Origin of the sequence: Rhodococcus sp. NyZ502 (genome assembly GCF_041464245.1) — a bacterium.
In the GTDB taxonomy this organism is placed as follows: Bacteria; Actinomycetota; Actinomycetes; order Mycobacteriales; family Mycobacteriaceae; genus Rhodococcus_F; species Rhodococcus_F qingshengii.
In genome coordinates, this window is record NZ_CP167155.1 from 5056015 (window position 1) to 5077010 (window position 20996).

A 20996-nucleotide genomic window follows, 5' to 3' on the forward strand; every position below is an offset into this window, starting at 1 on the left:
CTCTCAGGTTTTGAAGGTGGCGTTCGCCGGCCTGGGTTGCTGTCCGGGGTCGATCGAGGGCGGCGGGATGAACCAGGGCTTGTTGTCGACACCGATCCGGATTTCCCATTTCCCGACGAACCCGGATTTTCGGTGCATCAGTCGGTGATGTGAACGGCACAGCAGGACCAGGTTGTTCATCACCGTCGGGCCACCGTTGGCCCAGTGCCGGATATGGTGCGCATCCGTCCACGCGGGCACGCATGTGCAGCCGGGGAAGGCGCAGCCTCTGTCTCGGGCGATCAACGCCACTCGCTGTTCGGCGTTGACCAACCTCTTTCCTGGTTTCGCATCGAGCGGTGCGCCGTGATCGTCGAGCAGAACGGTCGAGAGGAAACAATCACACCCGAGAAGTCGGGTCTGCGACACCGACAGCGGTCCGAGCCAGGGCATGTGCCCGACATCAAGATCCGACACAGCCATTCCGTCATCAGCAGTGGAGGGTGCTGCGGCGCAGTCACGGTGCTCCGCCAGATCCCGAGCATTGATGTGCACGTTCACGTGCGGGCGTTGACCACCGTCGGTGCCGGTCTTGGCGCAGTCCAGATACCGCCGGATCAGTTCGGTGAACCCGTCCGCGGTCCGTTTCGCCGCCGACCGAGAATCCGGGGTTCCATCGGGTGCCGGGGTGGGCATCGTCAGATTCGACAACGCCGACAGCAACATCTCGCCGGTGAGGGCGTCGAAATCGCCGCGCACCACCACTCGACCGTTCAATGTCGACGCGATCCGGAGCTCGTTGAGGTCGGTATCCTCGGCGGGCGGAATCTCATCGGATTCGAACACTCGCTCCAAGGTCGCGATCACGTTCCGCACCTTCGTGGTCGTCGCTTCCACCCCCGACGCAGCAGCCAACAACAGATCGATGCACTTCGGTAGTGCTTCCTCCGGCATGCCTTTCGGCGGTGATTCGCAGAACGCCACGATCAACACGGCATGATCGAACGAGCAATCCCCATCATCGAAGCCTGCCGCCACCGCCGGAAACGGCCGCAAAGCTGCACCCAGGGCGGCGATCTTCTTCCCGTCCCGAACCTGCAGCATCGTGTTGGCCGCCAACCACGAACCGACCCCGCGGCTGGCGATCACCTGATCATCCGGGCGCATCGAGAGTTCGTCGACCACTGCCACCCGCACAGCCTCGAGACGAAGAATCTCCGCGCTCGCCGACACCGCAGCCGCACGTAACTCAGCAGCCGACAACTGCCACAGGCGTCCGCGTAACCCCACCGCAGAACCCGACACCACGTCCGACAACAAGACACTCATTGAATCCCCCGATCCCCTCCCCAAATCATACTCGAACATGCGTTCGAGTCAATACCTCGCTACCAGCGCAAATAAGAGCAGGGAATAGTTCGACCGTCACACGCGTATTATTCGAGTAAGCAATACTTGCGGTCGCAAATAAATGGAGGGCGTCACCGATGACAACTGATGAACACGTACGTGGTCGTGTGTGGCGCGACCTCGTCGTCTCCCACAGCGTCATCCTCGGCAAGATGGAGGCGGACCTTCGAACCACCACCGGACTCACCCTTGGCCAGTACGACGTTCTGCTCCGACTGCACGAAGCTCCGGGAAACACGATCCGAATGGGCGATCTGGCCGAACTGGTCCTGGTCACCACCAGTGGCGTGACGCGCGTCGTCGATCGATTGGTCGAGGCGGGATTAGTGGAGCGCGTTAGACCGGACAACGATCGACGCGTCGTGACGGTATCGATGACGCCTGCAGGCAAGAAGACGCTTCGAAAAGCGTCCGCCATACACACGCGAGGGATCGCCGAATACTTCTCCGATCTCATTGAAACCGAGGAGCTTCCGGTACTCGAACGCTTCTTCTCCCGACTTGCCACACATCACACGAATCAAGGCGGCGCATGCGATGCGCACGTAGAACAACTTTCCATCACCCCCACGAACAGATAGCGAGAAACAACATGGCTTTCGAATTGGGCGTCTACCATTTCGGTGAACTCACCCCAGATCCCACTACCGGCGCGATGATGAATCCCGGTGTCCACCTTCGCCATTTGGTGGAGCAGGCAACCGTTGCCGATCAGGTTGGACTCGATGTCTTCGGCGTCGGCGAGCACCATCGCACCGACTTCGCAGTCTCAGCCCCTGCAGTTGTGCTCGCGGCAATGGCTCAGGCTACCGACAATATCAAGCTGTCCAGCGCCGTAACTGTACTCAGTTCCGACGATCCCGTCCGTGTGTTCCAACAGTTCGCGACAGTTGACTTGCTTTCCGAAGGCCGTGCCGAGATCATTGCCGGCCGAGGTTCGTACACGGAGTCATTTCCGCTTTTCGGGTACGACCTGTCCCAGTACAACGAACTCTTCGCCGAAAAGCTCGATCTACTACTGAAACTGCGCGACGAGAACCCGATCAACTGGGAAGGACAACTTCGCCCACCACTGATCGACGGTGACGTGACGCCCCGCCCGGACCGTCAGATTCCGGTGTGGATCGCAGTCGGAGGTACTCCGGCCTCTGTCGTCCGTGCCGCGAAACTGGGCCTGCCCCTCTCACTGGCCATCATCGGTGGAAGCTACCAACAGTTCGAACCGTTCGTCGATCTGTACCGCAGGGCTGCAGCGGAGTTCGGACACGATCCGAAGAAGCTCGCTGTCTCGATTGCTTCGCCAGGATTTGTCGATACCTCGAAGCAAACAGCACTCGACACGTCGTACCCGTACTTCCAGGCCGGGTGGATGCAGAATCATCATCAGCGGGGAAACGGAGTTCCCATGCCGCGCAGGGCATACGAGGCGCAGGCAACCACCGCGGGTGCGTTCTTCCTCGGCGGCCCGCAGGAAATCATCGACAAGACGATGGCGCAGTACGAACTGTTCCATCATGACCGCATCATGATCCAGATGGGGTTCGGCAACGTGCCACAGAAGGACATGCTGCGTGCGATCGAGATCCTCGGCACCGAAGTAGCCCCCGTTGTGCGTAAGGAAATCGAATCACTGAAGTCGTCCCAAAAATAGGAGTTTCGATGAGCACACCGCTCAAAATTGTTGCCGTTGTCGGCAACCTTCAAAAACCCTCCAAGACTCGTGCCCTCGTCGACCTGATCGTCGAAACCTTGGGAGACTTCGAGCAGATCGACACACGAGTTTTCGAGATCGTGGATCTGATTCCAGGTCTTGCATCTGCTCTGGATCGCGATCACGTCGACTCAGTGACCGCCGAAGCGCTGGCAGCAGTCGAGTCCGCCGATATCGTCATCGCGGCGTCACCGGTGTTCCGCGGCTCGTACGCGGGAATGTTCAAGCATTTTTTCGATCTCGTCGACCAGTACGCGCTTGCCAACACTCCGGTGATTCTTGCCGCTACAGGTGGTAGCGACCGCCATGCTCTCGTGTTGGATCATGCCCTGCGGCCACTGTTCGCTTTCTTCCAAGCGCTGACCGCTCCGGTCGGAATCTATCTCAGCTCAGGTGATTTCGACGGAACGACCATCCTCAATCCCGAGGTATTCGAACGTATCGAGATGGCAGCAAAGGACGTCCTGCCGGTAGCGAGGATGCTCGCGGAGCGGCATCGAGTTGCGCTGACGTGAACGCCCCTCGTCTGCACAACAATGACCCGGAACCACCACCAGCGGTCACGACTGGCAATGCGGCTGATCCAGCACACTTACGCCGCTGATCCACATCGCATCACCGAACACCGTTTTTCAGTGATTCTTCAGCTCCATCGCAGTAGCGTCGAAAGGGCCACCTCATGTCAGGAGCCCCATGACCACCCCGGATCAACCCACTGTCCAGCAATCCGTTCCTCAGCACCCGATTCGACCACCCGTCAATGCGGGCTGGGCAGTGGTCTCGCTGCTGTTCTTCTGGCCGCTTTCCTTCTCCGCTTTCACGCACGCCTTCAACGTGTATCCGCTGTGGGCTGACGGCGATGTGGCCGGGTCGCGGTATGCGTCCGATCGAGTGAAACGGCTCGGTCAGATCTCGCTGTGGATCGCAGGCGGCCTACTACTCCTGGTCTGCATCCTGTACGCGATTGCGGCAATCGTGTGGTTCGCCAACGGTGGCCACGATTACGGGCCGCGGCGTATGCGCTGAACAGCCACCCTGGACAACCACACCACCAGGACATCACCTCATCAATCGATCGACGAACTCCATGGTCTGGTCCATCGAAGCGACCGTCGTTTGACCGTGGCTGATTCCGGCGAGTTCTTGATACTCGAACTGCGTTCCCCGCGAACGCATGTCGACCAGTTGCGCCCAGGTAAGGGCGACAGGAACCGTTGTGTCCGACACGCTCTGCACCACGCGCAGTGGACGGTCGTAGCCGTCGACCGGCACCTGCATCATCTCGCGGAACAGGTCGTACATGCGCGGCGTCCATACCGACCGAGAAAACAACGAGCTCAACTGGATTCGTTCGGCTCGAATGTGTCGGCCGAGATCTCCGGCGCACAGTGTCCGAGCCTTTTCCATCCACTCGATCCCCTGCGGCGAGAGAACCTCGCGAATGTTCTCTTCGGGTCGTTGATCGTCGATCCCAGCCAGGACGTACAGCGCATATCCCACCAGCCCGGTGATACCGATGTCGGGAAACAGCGGGCCGCCCAACGGAAACAGCCCTTCCATGTGTGTGGGGCCTGCGACGACAACCGAGCCACGGAAATCCAATTCCGGTGCACGAGTGGTGGCATCGTGTCCCGCGAAGTACGCCGCATGACCACCTTCGGACAAACCCGCGACCATCCACCGCGGACTCAGCACATTGCCGTACAACTCGTGCGCGGCCCGCACGATGTCGACGGCATTCGCCCCGGCGGCATGTCCGTCGAGATAGGCCAGCACCCCGTCGGTACCAACTCCCGAGTAGTCGGTAGCGACCACCGCGTACCCCTGCTCCAACCAGCGTTCGATCGGTTCGATCTCGCCCGGACCGAATCCGGTCGACGAGGGTGCACACTGATCCGCACTGCCCAAAGTTCCGTGGGCATAGGAGATGACGGGCCAACCGCCCGCCGGTGGGGCGCCTTCCGGCAGAAACACGGACCCTGACGACTCTCCCCATCTGTCAGCGGTACGCAGAGTTCGATAAACGACCCGCTGCGTCTCACCGGCGCCGACCGGAAACACTGCGGCGGAGAGTTCGCCATAGGACTCCAGCGCGCCCGCGACTTCCGGTTCGTCCGCCGTCGCCACAGCAACACCTGACCCCCACCCGAGACCCGACAACAGAATGCTCGCCACCACGGCCGCAACAGAGGTTCTACCCGAACGACTCACCACGCCAACCCCTCCCGACCTATGCAGAGCATGATGTCGATATGCAGATCATCATCACCGGTCACAGCCTGCCCGGACGTGAGTGTTCCGAAACCGCAACCTTCGAAGAGCGCAGCAACATCCACGTCGGCGTTCAGCGCCGAGGCAAGCCACACGAAATCCTCGACCTCGTACCGGGAGATACCGAGACAGTGCGATGGGAACTGACAGCGAGTCTGGAGCGAAAGTCCGGTGCCTGGGACTTACTCGGTCCATACATCCAGGGTCCACCTCGCGGACGCTTCATCTACCTGTCCTGGGTGACGGTATCCGATGACCAGACGTTCGAGATGTTTCGGCGCGCAAAGCTGATGCTCGACGCGATCCCCGAGCACATCGCCGAGGAGGCCGACGCTTCCGGCATGCTCCACGGAGACCTCGGCCTCACCGACGCCGCAGGTAAACCACTGTGTGCGGCTATCCGACCGCCGACGATCACATGGTCATCCTCGCCTTACTGAGCATCGTTCAGTAGTGTGGAGATCGAACACTTAGCCTGCCCGGTGGCCCCACACGATCGATACGGAGTCCGAACTGATGAGCACCGAACACCTCGATGTCCTGATCGTCGGCGCCGGCTTGTCCGGCATCGGTGCTGCGTATCGACTCCAGACCGAGCTTCCCGGCAAGTCGTACGCAATCCTCGAGGCCCGCGCGAACAGTGGCGGAACCTGGGACCTCTTCAAATACCCTGGCATCCGGTCGGATTCCGACATGTTCACGCTCGGCTACCCGTTTCGGCCGTGGACAGATGCCAAAGCAATCGCCGACGGTGATTCGATCCTCCGGTACGTGCGCGACACCGCGCGAGAGAACGGGATCGACAAGAAGATTCGGTACAACCGGAAGGTGACGGCCGCATCATGGTCGTCAGCTGACTCGACGTGGACGGTCACGGTCACGACCGGTGACGAAGATGAAACCCTGACCTGCAACTTCCTCTATCTGTGCAGTGGTTACTACAGCTACGAAGGCGGATACACCCCCGACTTCCCTGGACGTGAATCATTCAGCGGCGACGTAGTGCACCCGCAGTTCTGGCCCGAGGATCTCGATTACTCCGACAAGAAGATCGTTGTGATCGGAAGCGGCGCCACCGCAGTCACTTTGGTCCCCACGATGTCGCGCGACGCGAGCCATGTCACCATGCTCCAGCGATCACCGACATACATTCTGGCTCTGCCGTCCAGCGACAAGGTATCGGACACCATCCGCGCAGTATTGCCGAATCAACTCGCGCACAGCATCGCTCGATGGAAGAGCATCGTAGTCAACCTGAGTTTCTACCAACTGTGCCGGCGCAGTCCTGCGCGCGCAAAGCGGTTGCTGAACCTCGCGATCAGTCGCCAACTCCCGGAAGAGATCCCACTCGATCCTCACTTCACACCCACCTACGATCCCTGGGATCAACGCTTGTGCGTCGTACCGGACGGCGATTTGTTCAAAGCCCTCCGATCCGGCAAGGCCTCGATCGAGACCGATCGCATCGACACTTTCACCGAGACCGGAATTCGTCTCGCGTCAGGTCGCGAACTCGAAGCTGACATCATCGTCACTGCAACAGGATTGAAGATGGAAGCGTGCGGCGGGATGTCGATCGAAGTGGACGGCGAACCCGTCACCCTCGGTGATCGTTACGTCTACAAGGGCATGATGATCAGCGACGTACCGAACTTCGCGATGTGCGTCGGCTACACCAACGCCTCGTGGACTCTGCGAGCAGATCTCACGTCGATGTACGTCTGCCGACTGCTGACGGAGATGGACAAGCGCGGCTATTCGAAGTGCGTGCCGCACGCGAGCGAAGAGATGGACCAGCGGCCGATCCTGGACCTGGCGTCGGGGTACGTCATGCGTGCTGTGGAACAGTTCCCGAAGCAGGGATCGAAGTCACCGTGGAACATGCGTCAGAACTACATCCTTGATCGTCTTCACTCGACGTTCGGGAGCATCAACGACCACATGACGTTCTCGAAGGCGCCAGCTCGACAGTCGACACCGGTACCGAGCAAGAGTTGAGCGGACCACGAACAACCAGGTAGAGCAATCGGGCGAAGCCACCAATCGATCCGGCGACAAAGAACACACCCGAACCTGCGACTACTGCACAGAGCGCACCGAGAACGATGATCGCCGACGCCTCTACCATTCGACCGGCGGACTCCGATCCGAGAACGTGTATTTCATCAACTCCTTCGTCCATAAAACTATTTTCAGCCGACCGTCCAGCCGGTTTGTAGGGACTTTAGTCGCGAGTCGGATCAAAATGGACTCATAATTGCAGGTCAAGCGTTCAGTTGGCCATTCCGGCCGGATGATCTCCAGTCCGTTCCGTTGTGATGGTCGGCAACAGAGTGCTGGTCGAATACATGGACGATTCACGAATCGACACGGTCGTATCAAATCTCCGTGCCTCTCCACCCACTCTTACGCAGGGTGTGGCCCAGCAGCGTGACCACCAGTGAAAACATCGGCAGGGCAATGATCACCCTCGCGGCAAACACCCCCGATCTTCCCGGCCGCGTCCTTCGCAGCGACAAGATCAACGAACTCGCGCAGGCCTGACAGCTTGACCTCGAAAGACGAAACCGCGGGCGACGAGTTCCAACGCCACGGCCACCGAGCAAGTTTGTGCCAACAACAACCCTGCCAATACAAGAATTTGCACAGCACCGGCCTGAACGGCCGATCCCGTCGCGAGCAACACACCGACAAAGGCTCCGGGCAATGTCACGAGGCCGACGGTGCGCGTCTGGTCGACTCCAGGCAGCAGAGCATCGGAGGCAGCGGTGCGGGCTACCTCCCACCGCGCATCTCGTTGGGAAAATCCAAGGCTCAGTGCTGCTTCCACTTCCCCGTACCGGTCGTCGACGGCGTCGAGTCCGCGTTTGGCTGCCATCGATGTTGCAGTCATCGCGCCACCCAGAACAATGCCGCCGATCGGCACCAGAGCGACGCCTTGCAGCGGAACCACTCCGGACAGCAGCATCAGTGGCAGAACCACACCGATTCCCGACGCCAACGCGATGGTCAGCCAAACTCCGGACGTCCCCGCGTTCGAGCGTCGTGCCGCGGTGAAAGACGCTGCAACGAACATGCCGACGAGCACGAGGAGCGCCGACCAGATGTGGGCCAAGGCGGCGGCAAGGATCAACGAAATCGCAGCCAGCTGAAGAGCGCCACGAGCGAGGGCACCGGGGACCACCCGAACGCTACCGAGATAGGTGAATCGGTAGACGAGCGTGGCGACAAGTGCCATGACGATGCAGAGCACAGCCAGACGGATGCCGGAGTCGGCTATCGAAAGGCTCATGGGTCTCAGTGTTCCCTACGAGCCGAGTCCGATCCGAATTCGAGAACCGCTCAGAACACCCAACCGCGAAGGGCGACGAATCGCAGGCCACCGACAATTCCGCTCACGGCGATCACAAGCCCGGCTTGAAGAAGCCCGTCGGCGCCTGGGAGAAGGAAGCCGAGCGCACTGATGGCGGCAGAACTGGCGATCAACCCGACCAGTGCGAGTCCACCGCCTTCCCACTGCGCGGTGAACCAGTTGACGCGATCCGCGGCGTGGAAGGTGAGCCGGCGATGCAGCTCATTGGCCAGAATGGTGCTCAAGACCGCACCAACTGCGTTGGCGACCAGCGCTCCGTCACCGCGCAGCGCCAGAAAAGCGGCAAAGTACAAGATGTTGCTGGCTCCGCCGACGAGGGCAAAACGAACGAGCTGAGCAAAGGCGCCGTCGCCGGCAAGGGCGCGAAGCCTCGTTGCCGCGAAACCTGCACTCCGCGTACCCACCATCGAGATCGGATTGCTCCCGACCCAGATGTCAGACGTGCTCATATCGGCTTCTCTCATACGGACAATCGGAACCACACGTTCCGCTTAGCAATATAGCACTAACGGAATCGATCATTCCGCTTAGTGCCGTAGACTGTGAGGATGCCGACAACACACCCCGACGCTTCTCATGCGGGGACCTCGGCCGACTGCTCACAGCCGCGCCTTCGGTCCGACGCCAAGGCCAACCTCGAGCGCATCCTCAACTCCGCTCGCGAGGTGTTCGCTGCCCAAGGACTCGACGCCACGCTGGCGGACGTCGCGAAGCACGCCGGCGTCGGCGTCGGCACCGTCTATCGCCGGTTCGCCAGCAAGGACGAACTGATCCAGGCACTGTTCGACACGCGGTGTTCCGAGATCGAAACGATCGCCGCCACCGCCCGAGAGATGCCCGACGCCTGGGAAGGTCTTGTCTACTTTCTCGACGTGATCTCTCTGCGCATGGCAGACAACCGCGGATTCGGCGATCTCCTGATGGACGGACGCTTCACGTCCGACACCTTCGCTCGCGCGCGCGCCGGGATCGCTCGACACACTGCGGTACTTGTCAATCGAGCCAAGAAACAGGGCACCCTGCGCAGCGACTTCGAAGTCAACGACATTCCGCTTCTCATGCAGGTCGTCAAGATGGCCCAGAAGTTCGGTGGCGACGAGGCCCCTCAGGCTTACCGCCGCGCACTCGGGTTCATGATCGACGGACTCTGCGCGTCCCGCACCGACCATCGGGAACTGCCCGTGCCGGCGCTGTCCTCCGAGCAACTCGATCACGTCCTTCATCGGTTTCAGGCAACGCCCGGGAAGAACTGCTGAGTCGATTTCGGGGTCGACGCCATTGCGGCGTCGACCCCGAAATTTGCTGTCAGTGGGCGATTACCGGTTCACCTTCCGGCGAATCCGGAAGCAGTCCACTCCGAAGAACCAGTCCGGTCAAGACCGCACCGACCGCGAATATGCCTGCGGCCCAATAGAACGTCGTGGTGTAACTCTCGACGGCGGCCTGCGCCTGAGTCAGCGGATTCATCTCGCGGCCCACCAGGTAGTTGGTAGAAGCCGAGGCGGCAATCGTGCTGAGCAGTGCAGTTCCGATCGAGCCGCCCACCTGCTGCATCGTGTTGACCGTGGCAGATGCGACGCCGGCATCTTCGTGATGCACGCCTGAAGTTGCTCCCTGCATCGACGGGGCGAAAATGCTGCCCATGCCGAGTCCGGTGACGACGAGCCCCGGCAGAATGTGTACTGCATAGGTGCTGTCCACGGAAATCTGGGCCAGCAGCGTCATTCCGATCGCCGCGATGACCATTCCGCTCACGATCAGCACTCGCGGACCGACGCGCGGCAGCAAAACCGCTGTCGAAAGCGTTGCCGCTGTCACGATTCCGAACACCATCGGCATGAATGCGAGGCCGGTCATGATCGGGCTGTACCCGAGGATCAGCTGCATGTAGTACGTCAGGAACAGGAAGACTGCGAACATGCCTGCGCCGGAAAGGAAGATCGCCAGGTACGAGCCAGCCCGGATTCGGTCGAGGACCACCCGCAGCGGAAGAAGTGGGTGCTCGGACTTGGTCTGCCAGTAGATGAACGCCGCCATGAACACGACGCCGGCAACGAGCCACGAGATAGTGGGAGTTGCACTCCACCCGTCCGACTCGGCCTTCGAGAATCCGAAGACGATGCTGAACAAGCTGATCGACACCAGGATCGTTCCGGGGATGTCGAGTTTGGGTCGCGAGTCACTGGTGTGCGGCGCGAGCAACAGGACTGCACCGACCAGGGCGATCGCCGCGAAGAAGAGATTCACGAAGAGGCACCAGCGCCAGTCGACCCACTCGGTGAGTGCGCCGCCGAGCAGCAGTCCGATGGCGCCACCACCGCCGGCAACGGCACCGAAGATACCGAACGCCTTGGCACGCTCACCTGGATCCGTGAATGTCACGGACAGCAGCGACAGGGCTGCCGGGGCAAGGAGCGCACCGAATACGCCTTGGCCGGCACGAGCGGCAACAAGCATTTCGAAGTTGACGGCTGCGCCACCGATGGCGGAAGCGACTGCGAAGCCGATCAGGCCGACGATGAAAGTTCGCCTGCGCCCGAACAAGTCGCTCAATCGACCGCCGAGTAGCAGCAAACTGCCGAACGCCAATGCGTATGCCGTGATGATCCACTGGCGGTCCGAATCACCGAACTCCAGTGAGCGCTGCGCAGCAGGCAGCGCGATGTTGACGATGGTGGCATCCAAGACCACCATCAGCTGCGCAATTCCCAGAACCGCGAGAACCAGCCACCGCTTTGCGTGGTTGTCCCCTGAAGGCGCTGAGGACTGCTCGAATTCAGTCCGTTCAGCAATGTCTGACATAGTCCCTCGCCCAACCTATGCGGAGATGGCTTCTCCGGTTAGCAAAAACGCTACACCAAAACGGAGAGGCTGTCTCCACTTGGCGGGTAGAGTGGGGACATGAGTACCGCAATGGAGCGCCCCCTTCGCGCCGATGCTGCACGTAATCGGCAGTTGATCATCGACGCCGCACGTGAATTGTTCGCCGAAGAAGGGATCGACGTCACACTCGACGACGTCGCCCGGCGCGCGGGGGTCGGCGTCGGAACGGTCTATCGGCGGTTCGCCAGCAAAGAAGAATTGATCGACGGAGTCTTCCAGCAGAACTTCGCCGACATGGCAGCGGCCGCGGACGCGTCACTTGCCAATCCGGATCCGTGGGACGGACTTGTCACCTTTGCCGAATTCGCCTGCAGCCGTATGTCGGTCAACCGCGGACTCAAAGACGTCCTGAACGGAACCGACGAGGGATGCGAGCAAGTCGCATGCCAACGATCCATCATCGAACCGTCGGTCGAGAGGATCTTCTACCGGGCCCAGGAGGCCGGGATGCTGCGCACCGACGCCGTACCGACGGACCTGTTCGGCCTCATCTTCATGGTGGGCGCAGTCACCGAATTTGCTCAGCCCGTCAACCCGACCGTGTGGCGTCGATACCTCTCGGTAATGCTCGACGGCCTACGCACGGAGGGCTTGCACCGTGACGCACTGCCCCTTCCTCCACTGAGTTCGGAGGAATTGCACGAGGCCAAGCAATGCCTGAAAGACCGCCGCCGTTGAGCGGTTCGGTCAGATCTGCTCACGAGGAATGAAAATCCACATCACGATGTAGATCAGAAACTGCGGGCCGGGCAGCAGGCACGAGAGTACGAACAGCAAGCGGACAGTCGACGACTTCCAACCGAAGTACCGAGCGATTCCGGCGCACACCCCACCGAACATTGCTCCCGAGCGGGCGCGGGTGAGCTTGCGGGTATTCATCGGGGAGGTCATGTGTTGTTTCCTTTCAACGGAACTCGCGGTTCATCCGCGTCGACCTCCACTATCCGCTGCCGATCCACCTGTGCGCATCAGGCCATGGACCCATCTTTTCCGACGCGGTGTGTCCTCAGGTACGAGTCCGTCCCCGCGTCGGACTCAGGGTTCTCCCCCACACCCCGGCCTCGGACCTCAGCCTCGCACCTCAGCAGGGAAACATGCGTCGAAGCCGTTTCGGAGCCGCAAAAGGTTGCCAGTTGTCGACGTCCTGCGCCAGACGATCGGCAACGGTCCACAACGCCGACGGGTTGTGGGTCAACCCCATGTGACTGCCTTGCACCGCAATGCTTTCCGACAGGCCTGCCGAGGTTTCACAGCACGCTTGCCATGGAACGATACCGTCGTGCCTGGAGTAGACCGACGTGGCGGGAACGGAAATAGGCGATCCCTGTTCGGATTCGATGCCGTCGACCGGAGGCAGTATCGCGTGATTGCCGGACAAACGAGCGTAGAGAGATCCGACTCTCGTCTGCTCCAGACTGGTGAGACCGAAAGGACTTCCCAGTGTCACTACCTGACGCACCGAATCCGGCAGGTCCCTCGCCAGCTTTCGAGCGTAGATACCGCCCAGACTCCAGCCAATTACCGACACCTTCTGCTCGTATCGATCTGCTACCTCGGCCAATGCGGCAGGCAGTCCGTCGACCACCGTCGCCGTCGGACCGGTGTTCAGACCCAGATTCCAACCGTGAACCCGGTATCCGAGAAAGCTCAAGTATGTCCTCAAGGCGAGAGTCGAAAGGTCCGAAGTCAGCAATCCGGGGAGAACGAGGACCGGATGCCCGTCCCCACGCGGCGATCGAAGCAACCACGGAGCCGCGAGAAGCAGTGAAGCGATGTCGACCAGTCCGCGCGTCGGTTCGCTCAGACACATCGCCAAGGATGGTGGCCCCGGAACGAGTGGGTCGACTTCACGAATCAGCGTCGATCGCTGCGCCCAATCGAATTCGGTCTCCGCGAAATCGATCGCCGAGACTTCCGCAACTACGGACACCTGAACTCCTGTCGGCCGGTGCCCTCGTCGGGGCGTGTGGTTGGGCGGTTCCGCGAGCTGTGTGCTCAACCCGCGGAACCTTGTCCTCATCCACCACCGGTAGCGAACCAGGACCCGTTCTGCCCACAGATTCGTGACCAAAGGCCTCTCGACCACACGAACGCTGTGTGATCCAGAACACTAGTTTTGGTTACGTTGCATCTACGTTGCGTAGACGTTTCGTCGCTACCAAGGAGAATCTCGACAAGTCTTGTCAAGCACTGCGGTAGGCCGTTTCCTCCGGCAGAGCCGTCGGCGCTGCAGGTCCGAAGGGTCTGAGTGAAGTCACGCGGCCAATCGGTTGCGTCTCGATTGATCCCCTTTTCCAGTCGCTGCAACCAGCCTGGAAGCCATGATCGGTACAGACAGCGGTACCCAGATCCGACAGTTCGCATGCCGGATCTGTTTGTCGCGGCGTTTGTCGGCGCAGACATTCCCACCGATCCGCAAGACAGCTGTCAGCCTGAAGCCTCGAAAGTCCAGTTCCGGCAGTGGGTCAGGCGCCTACGGCGATGTGCCCGGCCTGGCGTCCCGGCGCGTGACTGATTTCCATTGGCGACCGGATCGGGGCAATGAGAACAGCAGCAGCACAACTACTCCAGCGAGCACGATACCGATCAGATTGACACCGAGCTGAGCCAGCGAACTCAGCACGACATTCCATTTACCTGCGAAGACCGCAACGACCGCCAATCCCGCAGCTGGCACCGTCGTCACCGAGATGAACACCCCCACCAGGACCGTAGAGGTAGAGGTGACCGTTGCCAGCATGCCAGCCGCTCCCGCCAGCAGTGCTACCACCAGTGAGAACGGCCCCACCTCGTAGATGAAGTCGAATGCGCGGGCGTTCTCGACATCGCCGATTCCGACCCAGCCCAGACGAATCCACAGCATGGTAGCCAGGCCGGTGAGGGCCATCGCGGCCGGAAACGAGATCGCGAGGGTACGAATCGAATTTCGCACGAGATCTTTGTCTCGACGTACCAGACCCACTGAAAGCGCTGCCAGCGGCCGGAACTCCGGCCCCACCACCATTGCACCGACCAGGGTCAGCGGCGACGCCGTGGCAACACCGACTGCCGAGAGCAAAAACGCGATCACCAGGAAGGCCAGGAACGCCGGAGTCAGTCGGGCACCTTCGCGCACCTGACCGAGCAACTGCTCCCACACCACTGTCTCGTCGGGTCTTCTCGGGGCCGCAGTGTCCGCCCGTTCTGCGGAGAAGGACAGCATGGTTCCCGCCGGCTCGAACGAAATACCGCCAGCCCTCACCAGGTCCAGAGCAGTCAACGCGGCAAGCACGTCGTTCGCGCATGCGCGGGCTACATCGGCCTCGATCACATCTCCCGGCGGATCGACAGCGGCTCTGAGTGCGAGTGTCACATGAGTAGCCCCAGGTTCGGCGGCCAACATGTTCAGCACATCTCCGGTCCGCTCACTCGGCGAGATGACACGCAGATGCAGCACAGTATTGTCTCCTTCAGCCGGCGGTGGCCTCGGGTGCAGGCAGCATCGACGGCCGGTCCATCACCGGAAACCATAGCGGGCTCCGACATGTCTCAACACCGTGGATTCTCAGCGCTACGAGCCACACTCCCCCGGCGCACATACATCTACCGCACTGCGTCAGTCGCTAGGGCGCTCACGCAGCCGCGGCGGTAGTCGGTCCAAGTTGATAGATCGCGTTATCGCGGAGGAGCGCCCACCACACGTTCAGTCTCCGCCTCCCAACGCAAGAACCGCCTGCGTATGACACTGCCCCTCGGCCCGTTTGCGGGTACAAAAAGCCTACGACTGAGCGTTGTGCCGGATACTGTGCTGCGCGGACAGATAGAAGGCCCGCAACAGTCTGCGGTCGTACCTGCGCGGCCGGCGCAGATTTCCACTGACTCGGCCCGAATCTCGCGGCACAGGCGCTAGACCCTGAGATGCCGGCCAATCTGTCTGCGCTTCCGAACGCAGACACGTCACCACCCGTGGCGGCGACATCTGCCCAGCCACCCGCACCAACTACCCGTTTGCGGCCTCGACCGCGGCGTCGGCAATCCGAGAGGCGTTGTATGCCTTCTTGTTCCGGAACCACACTTCCGACTTCGTCCGGCCGAATTTTCGAAGTCCGTCAGGCGATTGATAGGTCGAGTCGTCGAGAACACCGGGCGGCCGTTCTCCTTCAGCCATGCGAACAGCAGCACAAAAAGAGCCATACCCGGCGTCCCCAGGCAGCCCCGAACCGACAAATGTTCGGCCAGTATCGCCCGGGAAAAACGGTGAGGAAATAACAACTGGCAGAAACAGGACCCGCGCAGTCGCTGAACTGCCGTTCGAGCTAGCGCTCAGTTCGAGCAACTCTCGGGTGGCAGATTTTCGGCGGCCCACGTTGTCAGTTCACTGAGAGCGGGGAGCAGCGCCTGCCCCGACGCTGTGAGTTCGTACTCCACGGCGATGGGCGGACCTGCATCGACGCTCCTCGTCACCAGGCCTGCCCCTGCCAACTCCGTCAGGCGTTCCGAGAGCACCGAATCACTGATCCCGCCCACCGCGCGCTTGAGTTCGGAGAATCCCGCCGGCCCGTTCAGCAGCGTGCCGAGAATGACGCCGTTCCACCGTTTGCCCAGGAAGCCAAACGCGCGGGCCAGAGCCCCGTCACATGCGCGGGGCTCGTGTCCCGCTTCGCTCTTGCTTGCCACCCCACCATCCTAGCCACAGTGCTAACGTATCCGTAGGCACTATTTTTTTACTAGCAACTAGCTTTACCGGGTGATGCTCGGTCGAGCTACCACGGAACGGAAACCCCCGATGTCTCTCGACGCAGCCACCCCATTCACCGCCCAGCAACTCGACGAAGCCGGCCGCGAGCTCATCTTCACTGCGGCTCGCACCGCCAACTCCTTCTCGAACGAACCTGTGACCGACGACGAACTGACTGCGATCTGGGAGCTCGCGAAGTGGGCACCGACCGCGGCCAACACCAATCCGCTACGTGTGCTGTTCGTCCGTACCGAGGAAGGTAAAGCACGCCTCGTCGAGCACATGGCAGACGGCAACAAAGCCAAGACCGAGGCCGCTCCGGCAGTTGCCGTTCTGGCGGTGGACACCGAGTTCTACAAGCACATCCCCAACCTGTTCCCCATTCGCCCGGAGATGAAGGACTACTTCGAATCCGACGAGGCTGCCGCCAGTTCGACGAGTCGGTTCAATGCCGCACTTCAGGCCGGCTACGTGATCCTCGCGATTCGCGCACAGGGTCTGGTCGCCGGCCCGATGGCCGGGTTCGACGCCGACGGCATCGACGGCGAATTCTTCGCAGACGGACGTTTCAAGACGATCCTCGTGGTGAACATCGGCCATCCCGGTGAGAACCCCTGGTTCGATCGTCTGCCGCGCCTCTCCGATGAGGATGCGCTCAGCTGGGCCTGAGGACAATTCGGACAAATCAAGCAATGCGGGAGAGTTCTGCGGAACTCTCCCGCTTTGCCATCTCCAGCGCGTTTCAACTCTGCCCGCAGTGGGTACATACCCGCGTCTCGCAAAATCTCACGTCCAGAACAACATCCGACACGCTGCAATCGGAATTAGTTGCAGTATCTCAGTTTTTGGACGACAGTCGAGGGAAACCCCTCGGCCTACGGAGGCTGCGGGGAAAGCCCTTGTGCGCCGGTCGGTGTCGAGGGAAGACGTTCGAGCGAGCAGAAGTCCGAAGAAAGTGGGTTCGGAAATATGGGCGCCCTATGGGATTTTGTCGTTGCACGACGACAACAATTGATGACCGACTCGTACCTACATGTTTCAGCAGTTATCCAGTCCGTGATCATCGCGACGATTGCCGCCGTGATCATCGGCATTCTCGTCTACCGGAGCCCGGCGGGATCCTCCATCGCTACGGCGTTGGCCAGCACGATCCTGACGGTTCCTTCATTCGCCCTCCTCGGACTGCTCATTCCGATTCTCGGTCTCGGCGTCGCTCCCACGATCACCGCGTTGATCTTGTATGCCCTGCTCCCGATCATTCGGAACACGATCATCGGTCTGGATGCAGTCAACCCGGCGATCACGGACGCAGCCCGCGGTGTCGGAATGAATCGCATGCACGTACTGAGTCGAATCGAGCTACCGATCGCGTGGCCGTCGATCCTCACCGGCATGCGGGTCAGTACACAGATGCTCATGGGCATCCTCGCTATCGCGGCGTACGCCAAAGGTCCTGGTCTGGGAAACCTGATCTTCTCCGGACTCTCGCGTGTCGGTAGCCCGAATGCTGTTCCGCAAGCGCTGGTCGGCACCGTACTGATCGTCATTCTCGCTCTGATTCTCGACGGAATCTACGTCGTCATCGGTCGTCTCACTACTTCGAAGGGGCTGCAATGACTGAAACCATTCCGTCTGACGTATCCACAGATCAGAAGGTATCCGGGGTCGAGATCGTCCTGGAGTCCGTCACCAAGCGGTACCCGGGCCAGAAAGCTGCAGCGGTGGACAATGTTTCGCTGACTGTTCCGGCCGGTGAAATCGTGGTCTTCGTCGGACCTTCGGGTTGCGGCAAAACAACGACGATGCGCATGATCAACCGCCTGATCGAACCTACCTCCGGCAAGATCACCATCGACGGCAAGGACGCGCTGTCGATCGACCCGGACAAGCTCCGCCGTGGCATCGGGTACTCGATCCAGCAGGCAGGCTTGTTCCCGCACTTCACGATTGCGAAGAACGTCGCGACTGTCCCGGGTCTGATCGGTTGGGACAAGAAACGTATCGCAGCGCGCACCGACGAGATGCTCGACCTCGTAGGCCTCGATCCCGATACCTATCGCGACCGCTACCCTCGCCAATTGTCCGGCGGGCAGCAACAGCGTGTGGGCGTGGCGCGGGCGCTGGCTGCCGATCCTCCGGTGCTGTTGATGGACGAACCTTTCGGTGCCGTCGATCCGATCACCCGCGGCCTGCTCCAGGACGAACTGATGCGTCTGCAGTCGGAGTTGGGTAAGACCATTGTCTTCGTCACGCACGATTTCAACGAGGCAGTCAAACTCGGTGACCGTATTGCCGTGCTGGGCAATCAGTCCAGCATCATGCAGTACGACACTCCGGAAGCGATTCTCGCCAATCCCGCAAACGACATGGTCGCCGGATTCGTCGGGGCGGACGCCTCGCTCAAGCAGCTGACCCTGACACGCGTGCGCCAGATCAAACTCAAGCAGTGCCTCACCGCCCGCGAAACCGATTCGGTCGATGATTTGAGAACCGCACTCGCAGCGCGTAAGTGGAAGTGGGCCCTGATTCTCGATCAGCGCGGACGGCCGCTTCGCTGGGTCTCGCCCGGCCACCTCGCCCATGCGTCGACTCTTCGAGGTGTCGGTAACGAGATCGGCGAAGCCGTGTCCATCCAGTCCACCCTGCAGGATGCTTTGGAAGCTCTTCTCGCAGAGAGCAATGCGTCCACCGTGGTCACCGGACGGCGTGGCGAGTACGTCGGTCTCATCACCATCGACACACTGGTCAGCCATCTTTCCGAAATGCGCGAGGAGCATGCGCACGACCACGACGAAGAGCCAGACACCGAGAACGTCGAGGGTTGAACATGACTGCCACGACAGAGGAGCGCGTCTCCGCGCCTGAGATGGAACCGGACGCCCCCGATCTGGGTGCGGCCGAGAACGCCGCCACGCGCCGTGCGGAACGGATGCGACTGTATGTGCAGCCGGTCATCGTCCTGATCCTGGTTGCGGGCGTGTTGATCTGGGCATTCAGCCGAGATCTCAACGCGACGCAGAAGGCGAGCATCAACCTCGACAACATCGTCACTCTGACCTGGCAGCACGTACTGATCACCGCCGCCGTGGTCATCATCGTCGTCGCCATCGCGGTTCCGCTCGGAACCCTGCTGACCAGGCCGAAATTCACCCGCCTGGCACCGTTCTTCGTGGGAATAGCCAACATCGGAGCCGCAGCGCCTGCCATCGGCCTGCTCGTGCTGTTCTATCTCGCGACAAGAACGACGGGCTTCTGGATCGGCGTGTTTCCCATCGCGTTCTATTCGTTGCTCCCGGTGCTGCGCAACACCATCCTCGGCTACCAGCAAGTGGACAAGACCTTGATCGATGCGGGGCGCGGGCAGGGAATGTCTTCGCTCACGGTCCTGCGTCAACTCGAATTCCCGATGGCCGTCCCGTACATCCTTGCAGGACTGCGTACTTCGCTCGTTCTGGCCGTCGGTACCGCGACGCTGTGCTTCCTGGTCAGTGCCGGCGGACTCGGCATTCTGATCGACACCGGATACAAGCTCCGCGACAACGTCACCCTCGTGGTCGGTGCCGTACTGGCGGTGTCGTTGGCCTTGCTGATCGACTGGCTCGGCGCGCTCGCCGAAACTTATCTCGGGCCCAAGGGATTGCGATGACCAAGACTTCGATCACCAGAACGTGGGGCTGGAAACTCGCGGTTGCCACGATCGGCCTCACACTTGTCGCTTCGTGTGGTCTCGAGTCCGGTGGCGCACTGCCCCTGGCCGTCGGCCCCGGCAGCATCGAGCCGGTTCCGGAGCTCGAGGGTGTGAAGATGACCGTCGGCTCCAAGGACTTCACCGAGCAGATCGTGCTCGGGTACGTCATCGAATTCGCGATGGCCGCTGCGGGAGCGGATGTTCGAGATCTCACGAACATCCAGGGCTCGAACAGCACCCGTGACGCACAGTTGAACGGCCAGATCGATCTTGCGTACGAATACACCGGAACCGGCTGGATCAACTACCTCGGCAACGAGACACCGCTTCCCGATTCGCAGGCGCAGTTCGAGGCCGTCCGCGACGCGGACCTTGCTGCGAACGACATGGTGTGGACCGATCCGGCGCCGATGAACAATACGTATGCATTGGCGATGAGCAAGGAGACCGCTGAGAAGACCGGTGTCAAGACCGTTTCCGACTACGCGAAGTTGGTCGAATCCGATCCCGGAGCTGCGGTGACGTGCGTCGAGACCGAGTTCAACGTCCGCCAGGACGGATATCCCGGCCTGGCAGCGAAATACGGTTTCGACGCCTCTCGTGCCCAACGCCAGATCCTGCAGACCGGCATCATCTACCAGGCGACAGCCGATGGCGATCAGTGCAAGTTCGGCGAGGTGTTCACCACCGACGGTCGCATCATCGCACTCGATCTCGTTCTGCTCGACGACGATCTCCAGTTCTTCCCGAAATACAATCCGGCACTGGTGATGAAAAAGGACTTCGCGGAAGCACATCCGCAGGTAGCAGAAGTCATGGCACCGATCTCGGAGCGACTGACCAACGAGGTGATGACCGAGCTCAACCGGCAGGTCGACGTCGACGGCAAGGAGCCGGCGGACGTGGCCCGCGACTGGCTGGTCTCGGAAGGCTTTGTCACCGCGCAGTGATCGGCTGACCGCAA

At 61.0% G+C, this 20996-nt stretch carries 23 protein-coding genes and 1 pseudogene; 13 read left to right on the forward strand and 11 right to left on the reverse strand.

Features of this window, described 5'->3' with window-relative positions:
* Positions 1–3: 3 nt before the first annotated feature.
* On the reverse strand, positions 4–1308 hold the full coding sequence (locus ACBG85_RS23270; protein WP_064687668.1) for an HNH endonuclease signature motif containing protein: 1305 nt from the start codon (positions 1306–1308) through the stop codon (positions 4–6).
* A gap of 158 nt (positions 1309–1466) precedes the next feature.
* Between ACBG85_RS23270 and ACBG85_RS23275 the strand changes: the two genes are divergently transcribed.
* The 4 genes from ACBG85_RS23275 to ACBG85_RS23290 all read left to right on the forward strand — a co-directional run bounded on the left by ACBG85_RS23275 (position 1467) and on the right by ACBG85_RS23290 (position 4126).
* Positions 1467–1970 (forward strand): MarR family winged helix-turn-helix transcriptional regulator, encoded by a 504-nt coding sequence (locus ACBG85_RS23275; protein WP_007731489.1) that lies wholly within the window; start codon positions 1467–1469, stop codon positions 1968–1970.
* An 11-nt stretch (positions 1971–1981) separates the two neighbouring features.
* A complete protein-coding gene (locus ACBG85_RS23280; protein ID WP_054781093.1) occupies positions 1982–3040 on the forward strand; it encodes an LLM class flavin-dependent oxidoreductase in 1059 nt (352 codons plus the stop codon).
* Between the two features lie 8 nt (positions 3041–3048).
* A complete protein-coding gene (msuE, locus tag ACBG85_RS23285; protein WP_054781094.1) occupies positions 3049–3615 on the forward strand; it encodes an FMN reductase in 567 nt (188 codons plus the stop codon).
* A gap of 178 nt (positions 3616–3793) precedes the next feature.
* On the forward strand, positions 3794–4126 hold the full coding sequence (locus ACBG85_RS23290; RefSeq protein ID WP_007731480.1) for a CD225/dispanin family protein: 333 nt from the start codon (positions 3794–3796) through the stop codon (positions 4124–4126).
* Between the two features lie 33 nt (positions 4127–4159).
* On the opposite strand, the gene ACBG85_RS23295 is transcribed toward ACBG85_RS23290, so the two are convergent.
* Positions 4160–5314 carry a lipase family protein gene (locus ACBG85_RS23295; protein ID WP_042922323.1) on the reverse strand — a complete coding sequence of 385 codons (1155 nt, stop codon included), beginning with the start codon at positions 5312–5314 and terminating at the stop codon, positions 4160–4162.
* 38 nt (positions 5315–5352) lie between these two features.
* On the opposite strand from ACBG85_RS23295, the gene ACBG85_RS23300 reads away from it, so the two are divergent.
* Both ACBG85_RS23300 and ACBG85_RS23305 read left to right on the forward strand, forming a co-directional pair.
* On the forward strand, positions 5353–5811 hold the full coding sequence (locus ACBG85_RS23300; RefSeq protein WP_042452701.1) for a DUF5990 family protein: 459 nt from the start codon (positions 5353–5355) through the stop codon (positions 5809–5811).
* Positions 5812–5887: 76 nt separating this feature from the next.
* The gene (locus tag ACBG85_RS23305; RefSeq protein ID WP_221741866.1) at positions 5888–7369 is read left to right on the forward strand and encodes an NAD(P)/FAD-dependent oxidoreductase; all 1482 of its coding nucleotides are present in this window, start codon (positions 5888–5890) and stop codon (positions 7367–7369) included.
* 523 nt (positions 7370–7892) lie between these two features.
* Here the strand turns inward: ACBG85_RS23305 and ACBG85_RS23310 are convergent.
* Positions 7893–8663: an ABC transporter permease gene (locus ACBG85_RS23310; protein WP_042452705.1), complete on the reverse strand. Its 771-nt coding sequence runs from the start codon at positions 8661–8663 to the stop codon at positions 7893–7895.
* Positions 8664–8713: 50 nt separating this feature from the next.
* Positions 8714–9151 carry a GtrA family protein gene (locus ACBG85_RS23315; RefSeq protein ID WP_020908979.1) on the reverse strand — a complete coding sequence of 146 codons (438 nt, stop codon included), beginning with the start codon at positions 9149–9151 and terminating at the stop codon, positions 8714–8716.
* 141 nt (positions 9152–9292) lie between these two features.
* On the opposite strand from ACBG85_RS23315, the gene ACBG85_RS23320 reads away from it, so the two are divergent.
* Entirely contained in the window at positions 9293–10000 is a 708-nt protein-coding gene (locus ACBG85_RS23320) for a TetR/AcrR family transcriptional regulator (RefSeq protein WP_372025064.1), read from the forward strand.
* A 49-nt stretch (positions 10001–10049) separates the two neighbouring features.
* On the opposite strand, the gene ACBG85_RS23325 is transcribed toward ACBG85_RS23320, so the two are convergent.
* Complete coding sequence (locus ACBG85_RS23325; protein ID WP_003940566.1) at positions 10050–11546, reverse strand: MFS transporter; 1497 nt, start codon at positions 11544–11546, stop codon at positions 10050–10052.
* Between the two features lie 99 nt (positions 11547–11645).
* On the opposite strand from ACBG85_RS23325, the gene ACBG85_RS23330 reads away from it, so the two are divergent.
* The gene (locus tag ACBG85_RS23330; protein WP_080712681.1) at positions 11646–12305 is read left to right on the forward strand and encodes a TetR/AcrR family transcriptional regulator; all 660 of its coding nucleotides are present in this window, start codon (positions 11646–11648) and stop codon (positions 12303–12305) included.
* 9 nt (positions 12306–12314) lie between these two features.
* Here the strand turns inward: ACBG85_RS23330 and ACBG85_RS23335 are convergent, their stop codons facing one another.
* The 6 genes and pseudogenes from ACBG85_RS23335 to ACBG85_RS23360 all read right to left on the reverse strand — a co-directional run bounded on the left by ACBG85_RS23335 (position 12315) and on the right by ACBG85_RS23360 (position 16283).
* Complete coding sequence (locus ACBG85_RS23335; protein WP_003939828.1) at positions 12315–12518, reverse strand: PspC domain-containing protein; 204 nt, start codon at positions 12516–12518, stop codon at positions 12315–12317.
* 190 nt (positions 12519–12708) lie between these two features.
* On the reverse strand, positions 12709–13557 hold the full coding sequence (locus ACBG85_RS23340; protein ID WP_372025069.1) for an esterase/lipase family protein: 849 nt from the start codon (positions 13555–13557) through the stop codon (positions 12709–12711).
* A 543-nt stretch (positions 13558–14100) separates the two neighbouring features.
* Complete coding sequence (locus tag ACBG85_RS23345; protein WP_007731461.1) at positions 14101–15063, reverse strand: DUF389 domain-containing protein; 963 nt, start codon at positions 15061–15063, stop codon at positions 14101–14103.
* 175 nt (positions 15064–15238) lie between these two features.
* Positions 15239–15583: pseudogene (locus tag ACBG85_RS23350) on the reverse strand (transposase); the annotation flags it as partial.
* 23 nt (positions 15584–15606) lie between these two features.
* On the reverse strand, positions 15607–15774 hold the full coding sequence (locus ACBG85_RS23355) for a hypothetical protein (protein ID WP_193595836.1): 168 nt from the start codon (positions 15772–15774) through the stop codon (positions 15607–15609).
* Between the two features lie 155 nt (positions 15775–15929).
* Entirely contained in the window at positions 15930–16283 is a 354-nt protein-coding gene (locus ACBG85_RS23360; protein ID WP_007731459.1) for a helix-turn-helix domain-containing protein, read from the reverse strand.
* A gap of 109 nt (positions 16284–16392) precedes the next feature.
* On the opposite strand from ACBG85_RS23360, the gene ACBG85_RS23365 reads away from it, so the two are divergent.
* The 5 genes from ACBG85_RS23365 (at position 16393) to ACBG85_RS23385 (ending at position 20982) form a co-directional block, all read left to right on the forward strand.
* Complete coding sequence (locus ACBG85_RS23365; RefSeq protein ID WP_054781097.1) at positions 16393–17013, forward strand: malonic semialdehyde reductase; 621 nt, start codon at positions 16393–16395, stop codon at positions 17011–17013.
* A gap of 300 nt (positions 17014–17313) precedes the next feature.
* Positions 17314–17961 (forward strand): ABC transporter permease, encoded by a 648-nt coding sequence (locus ACBG85_RS23370; RefSeq protein ID WP_019745160.1) that lies wholly within the window; start codon positions 17314–17316, stop codon positions 17959–17961.
* Positions 17958–19169 (forward strand): ATP-binding cassette domain-containing protein, encoded by a 1212-nt coding sequence (locus tag ACBG85_RS23375; RefSeq protein ID WP_007731456.1) that lies wholly within the window; start codon positions 17958–17960, stop codon positions 19167–19169. The genes ACBG85_RS23370 and ACBG85_RS23375 overlap by 4 nt, the downstream gene beginning before the upstream one ends.
* Positions 19170–19171: 2 nt before the next feature.
* Positions 19172–19990 carry an ABC transporter permease gene (locus ACBG85_RS23380; RefSeq protein WP_003939758.1) on the forward strand — a complete coding sequence of 273 codons (819 nt, stop codon included), beginning with the start codon at positions 19172–19174 and terminating at the stop codon, positions 19988–19990.
* On the forward strand, positions 19987–20982 hold the full coding sequence (locus ACBG85_RS23385; protein ID WP_003939988.1) for a glycine betaine ABC transporter substrate-binding protein: 996 nt from the start codon (positions 19987–19989) through the stop codon (positions 20980–20982). The genes ACBG85_RS23380 and ACBG85_RS23385 overlap by 4 nt, the downstream gene beginning before the upstream one ends.
* Positions 20983–20996 lie beyond the last annotated feature (14 nt).

What these genes read in the sequence shown, in the direction of transcription:
- ACBG85_RS23270 (WP_064687668.1), bottom strand. Translation starts at nt 1,308, where the DNA reads ATGAGTGTCTTGTTGTCGGACGTGGTGTCGGGTTCTGCGGTGGGGTTA.
- ACBG85_RS23275 (WP_007731489.1), top strand. Translation starts at nt 1,467, where the DNA reads ATGACAACTGATGAACACGTACGTGGTCGTGTGTGGCGCGACCTCGTC.
- ACBG85_RS23280 (WP_054781093.1), top strand. Translation starts at nt 1,982, where the DNA reads ATGGCTTTCGAATTGGGCGTCTACCATTTCGGTGAACTCACCCCAGAT.
- msuE (WP_054781094.1), top strand. Translation starts at nt 3,049, where the DNA reads ATGAGCACACCGCTCAAAATTGTTGCCGTTGTCGGCAACCTTCAAAAA.
- ACBG85_RS23290 (WP_007731480.1), top strand. Translation starts at nt 3,794, where the DNA reads ATGACCACCCCGGATCAACCCACTGTCCAGCAATCCGTTCCTCAGCAC.
- ACBG85_RS23300 (WP_042452701.1), top strand. Translation starts at nt 5,353, where the DNA reads ATGCAGATCATCATCACCGGTCACAGCCTGCCCGGACGTGAGTGTTCC.
- ACBG85_RS23305 (WP_221741866.1), top strand. Translation starts at nt 5,888, where the DNA reads ATGAGCACCGAACACCTCGATGTCCTGATCGTCGGCGCCGGCTTGTCC.
- ACBG85_RS23310 (WP_042452705.1), bottom strand. Translation starts at nt 8,663, where the DNA reads ATGAGCCTTTCGATAGCCGACTCCGGCATCCGTCTGGCTGTGCTCTGC.
- ACBG85_RS23315 (WP_020908979.1), bottom strand. Translation starts at nt 9,151, where the DNA reads ATGGTGGGTACGCGGAGTGCAGGTTTCGCGGCAACGAGGCTTCGCGCC.
- ACBG85_RS23320 (WP_372025064.1), top strand. Translation starts at nt 9,293, where the DNA reads ATGCCGACAACACACCCCGACGCTTCTCATGCGGGGACCTCGGCCGAC.
- ACBG85_RS23325 (WP_003940566.1), bottom strand. Translation starts at nt 11,546, where the DNA reads ATGTCAGACATTGCTGAACGGACTGAATTCGAGCAGTCCTCAGCGCCT.
- ACBG85_RS23330 (WP_080712681.1), top strand. Translation starts at nt 11,646, where the DNA reads ATGAGTACCGCAATGGAGCGCCCCCTTCGCGCCGATGCTGCACGTAAT.
- ACBG85_RS23335 (WP_003939828.1), bottom strand. Translation starts at nt 12,518, where the DNA reads ATGACCTCCCCGATGAATACCCGCAAGCTCACCCGCGCCCGCTCGGGA.
- ACBG85_RS23355 (WP_193595836.1), bottom strand. Translation starts at nt 15,774, where the DNA reads ATGGCTGAAGGAGAACGGCCGCCCGGTGTTCTCGACGACTCGACCTAT.
- ACBG85_RS23365 (WP_054781097.1), top strand. Translation starts at nt 16,393, where the DNA reads ATGTCTCTCGACGCAGCCACCCCATTCACCGCCCAGCAACTCGACGAA.
- ACBG85_RS23370 (WP_019745160.1), top strand. Translation starts at nt 17,314, where the DNA reads ATGGGCGCCCTATGGGATTTTGTCGTTGCACGACGACAACAATTGATG.
- ACBG85_RS23375 (WP_007731456.1), top strand. Translation starts at nt 17,958, where the DNA reads ATGACTGAAACCATTCCGTCTGACGTATCCACAGATCAGAAGGTATCC.
- ACBG85_RS23380 (WP_003939758.1), top strand. Translation starts at nt 19,172, where the DNA reads ATGACTGCCACGACAGAGGAGCGCGTCTCCGCGCCTGAGATGGAACCG.
- ACBG85_RS23385 (WP_003939988.1), top strand. Translation starts at nt 19,987, where the DNA reads ATGACCAAGACTTCGATCACCAGAACGTGGGGCTGGAAACTCGCGGTT.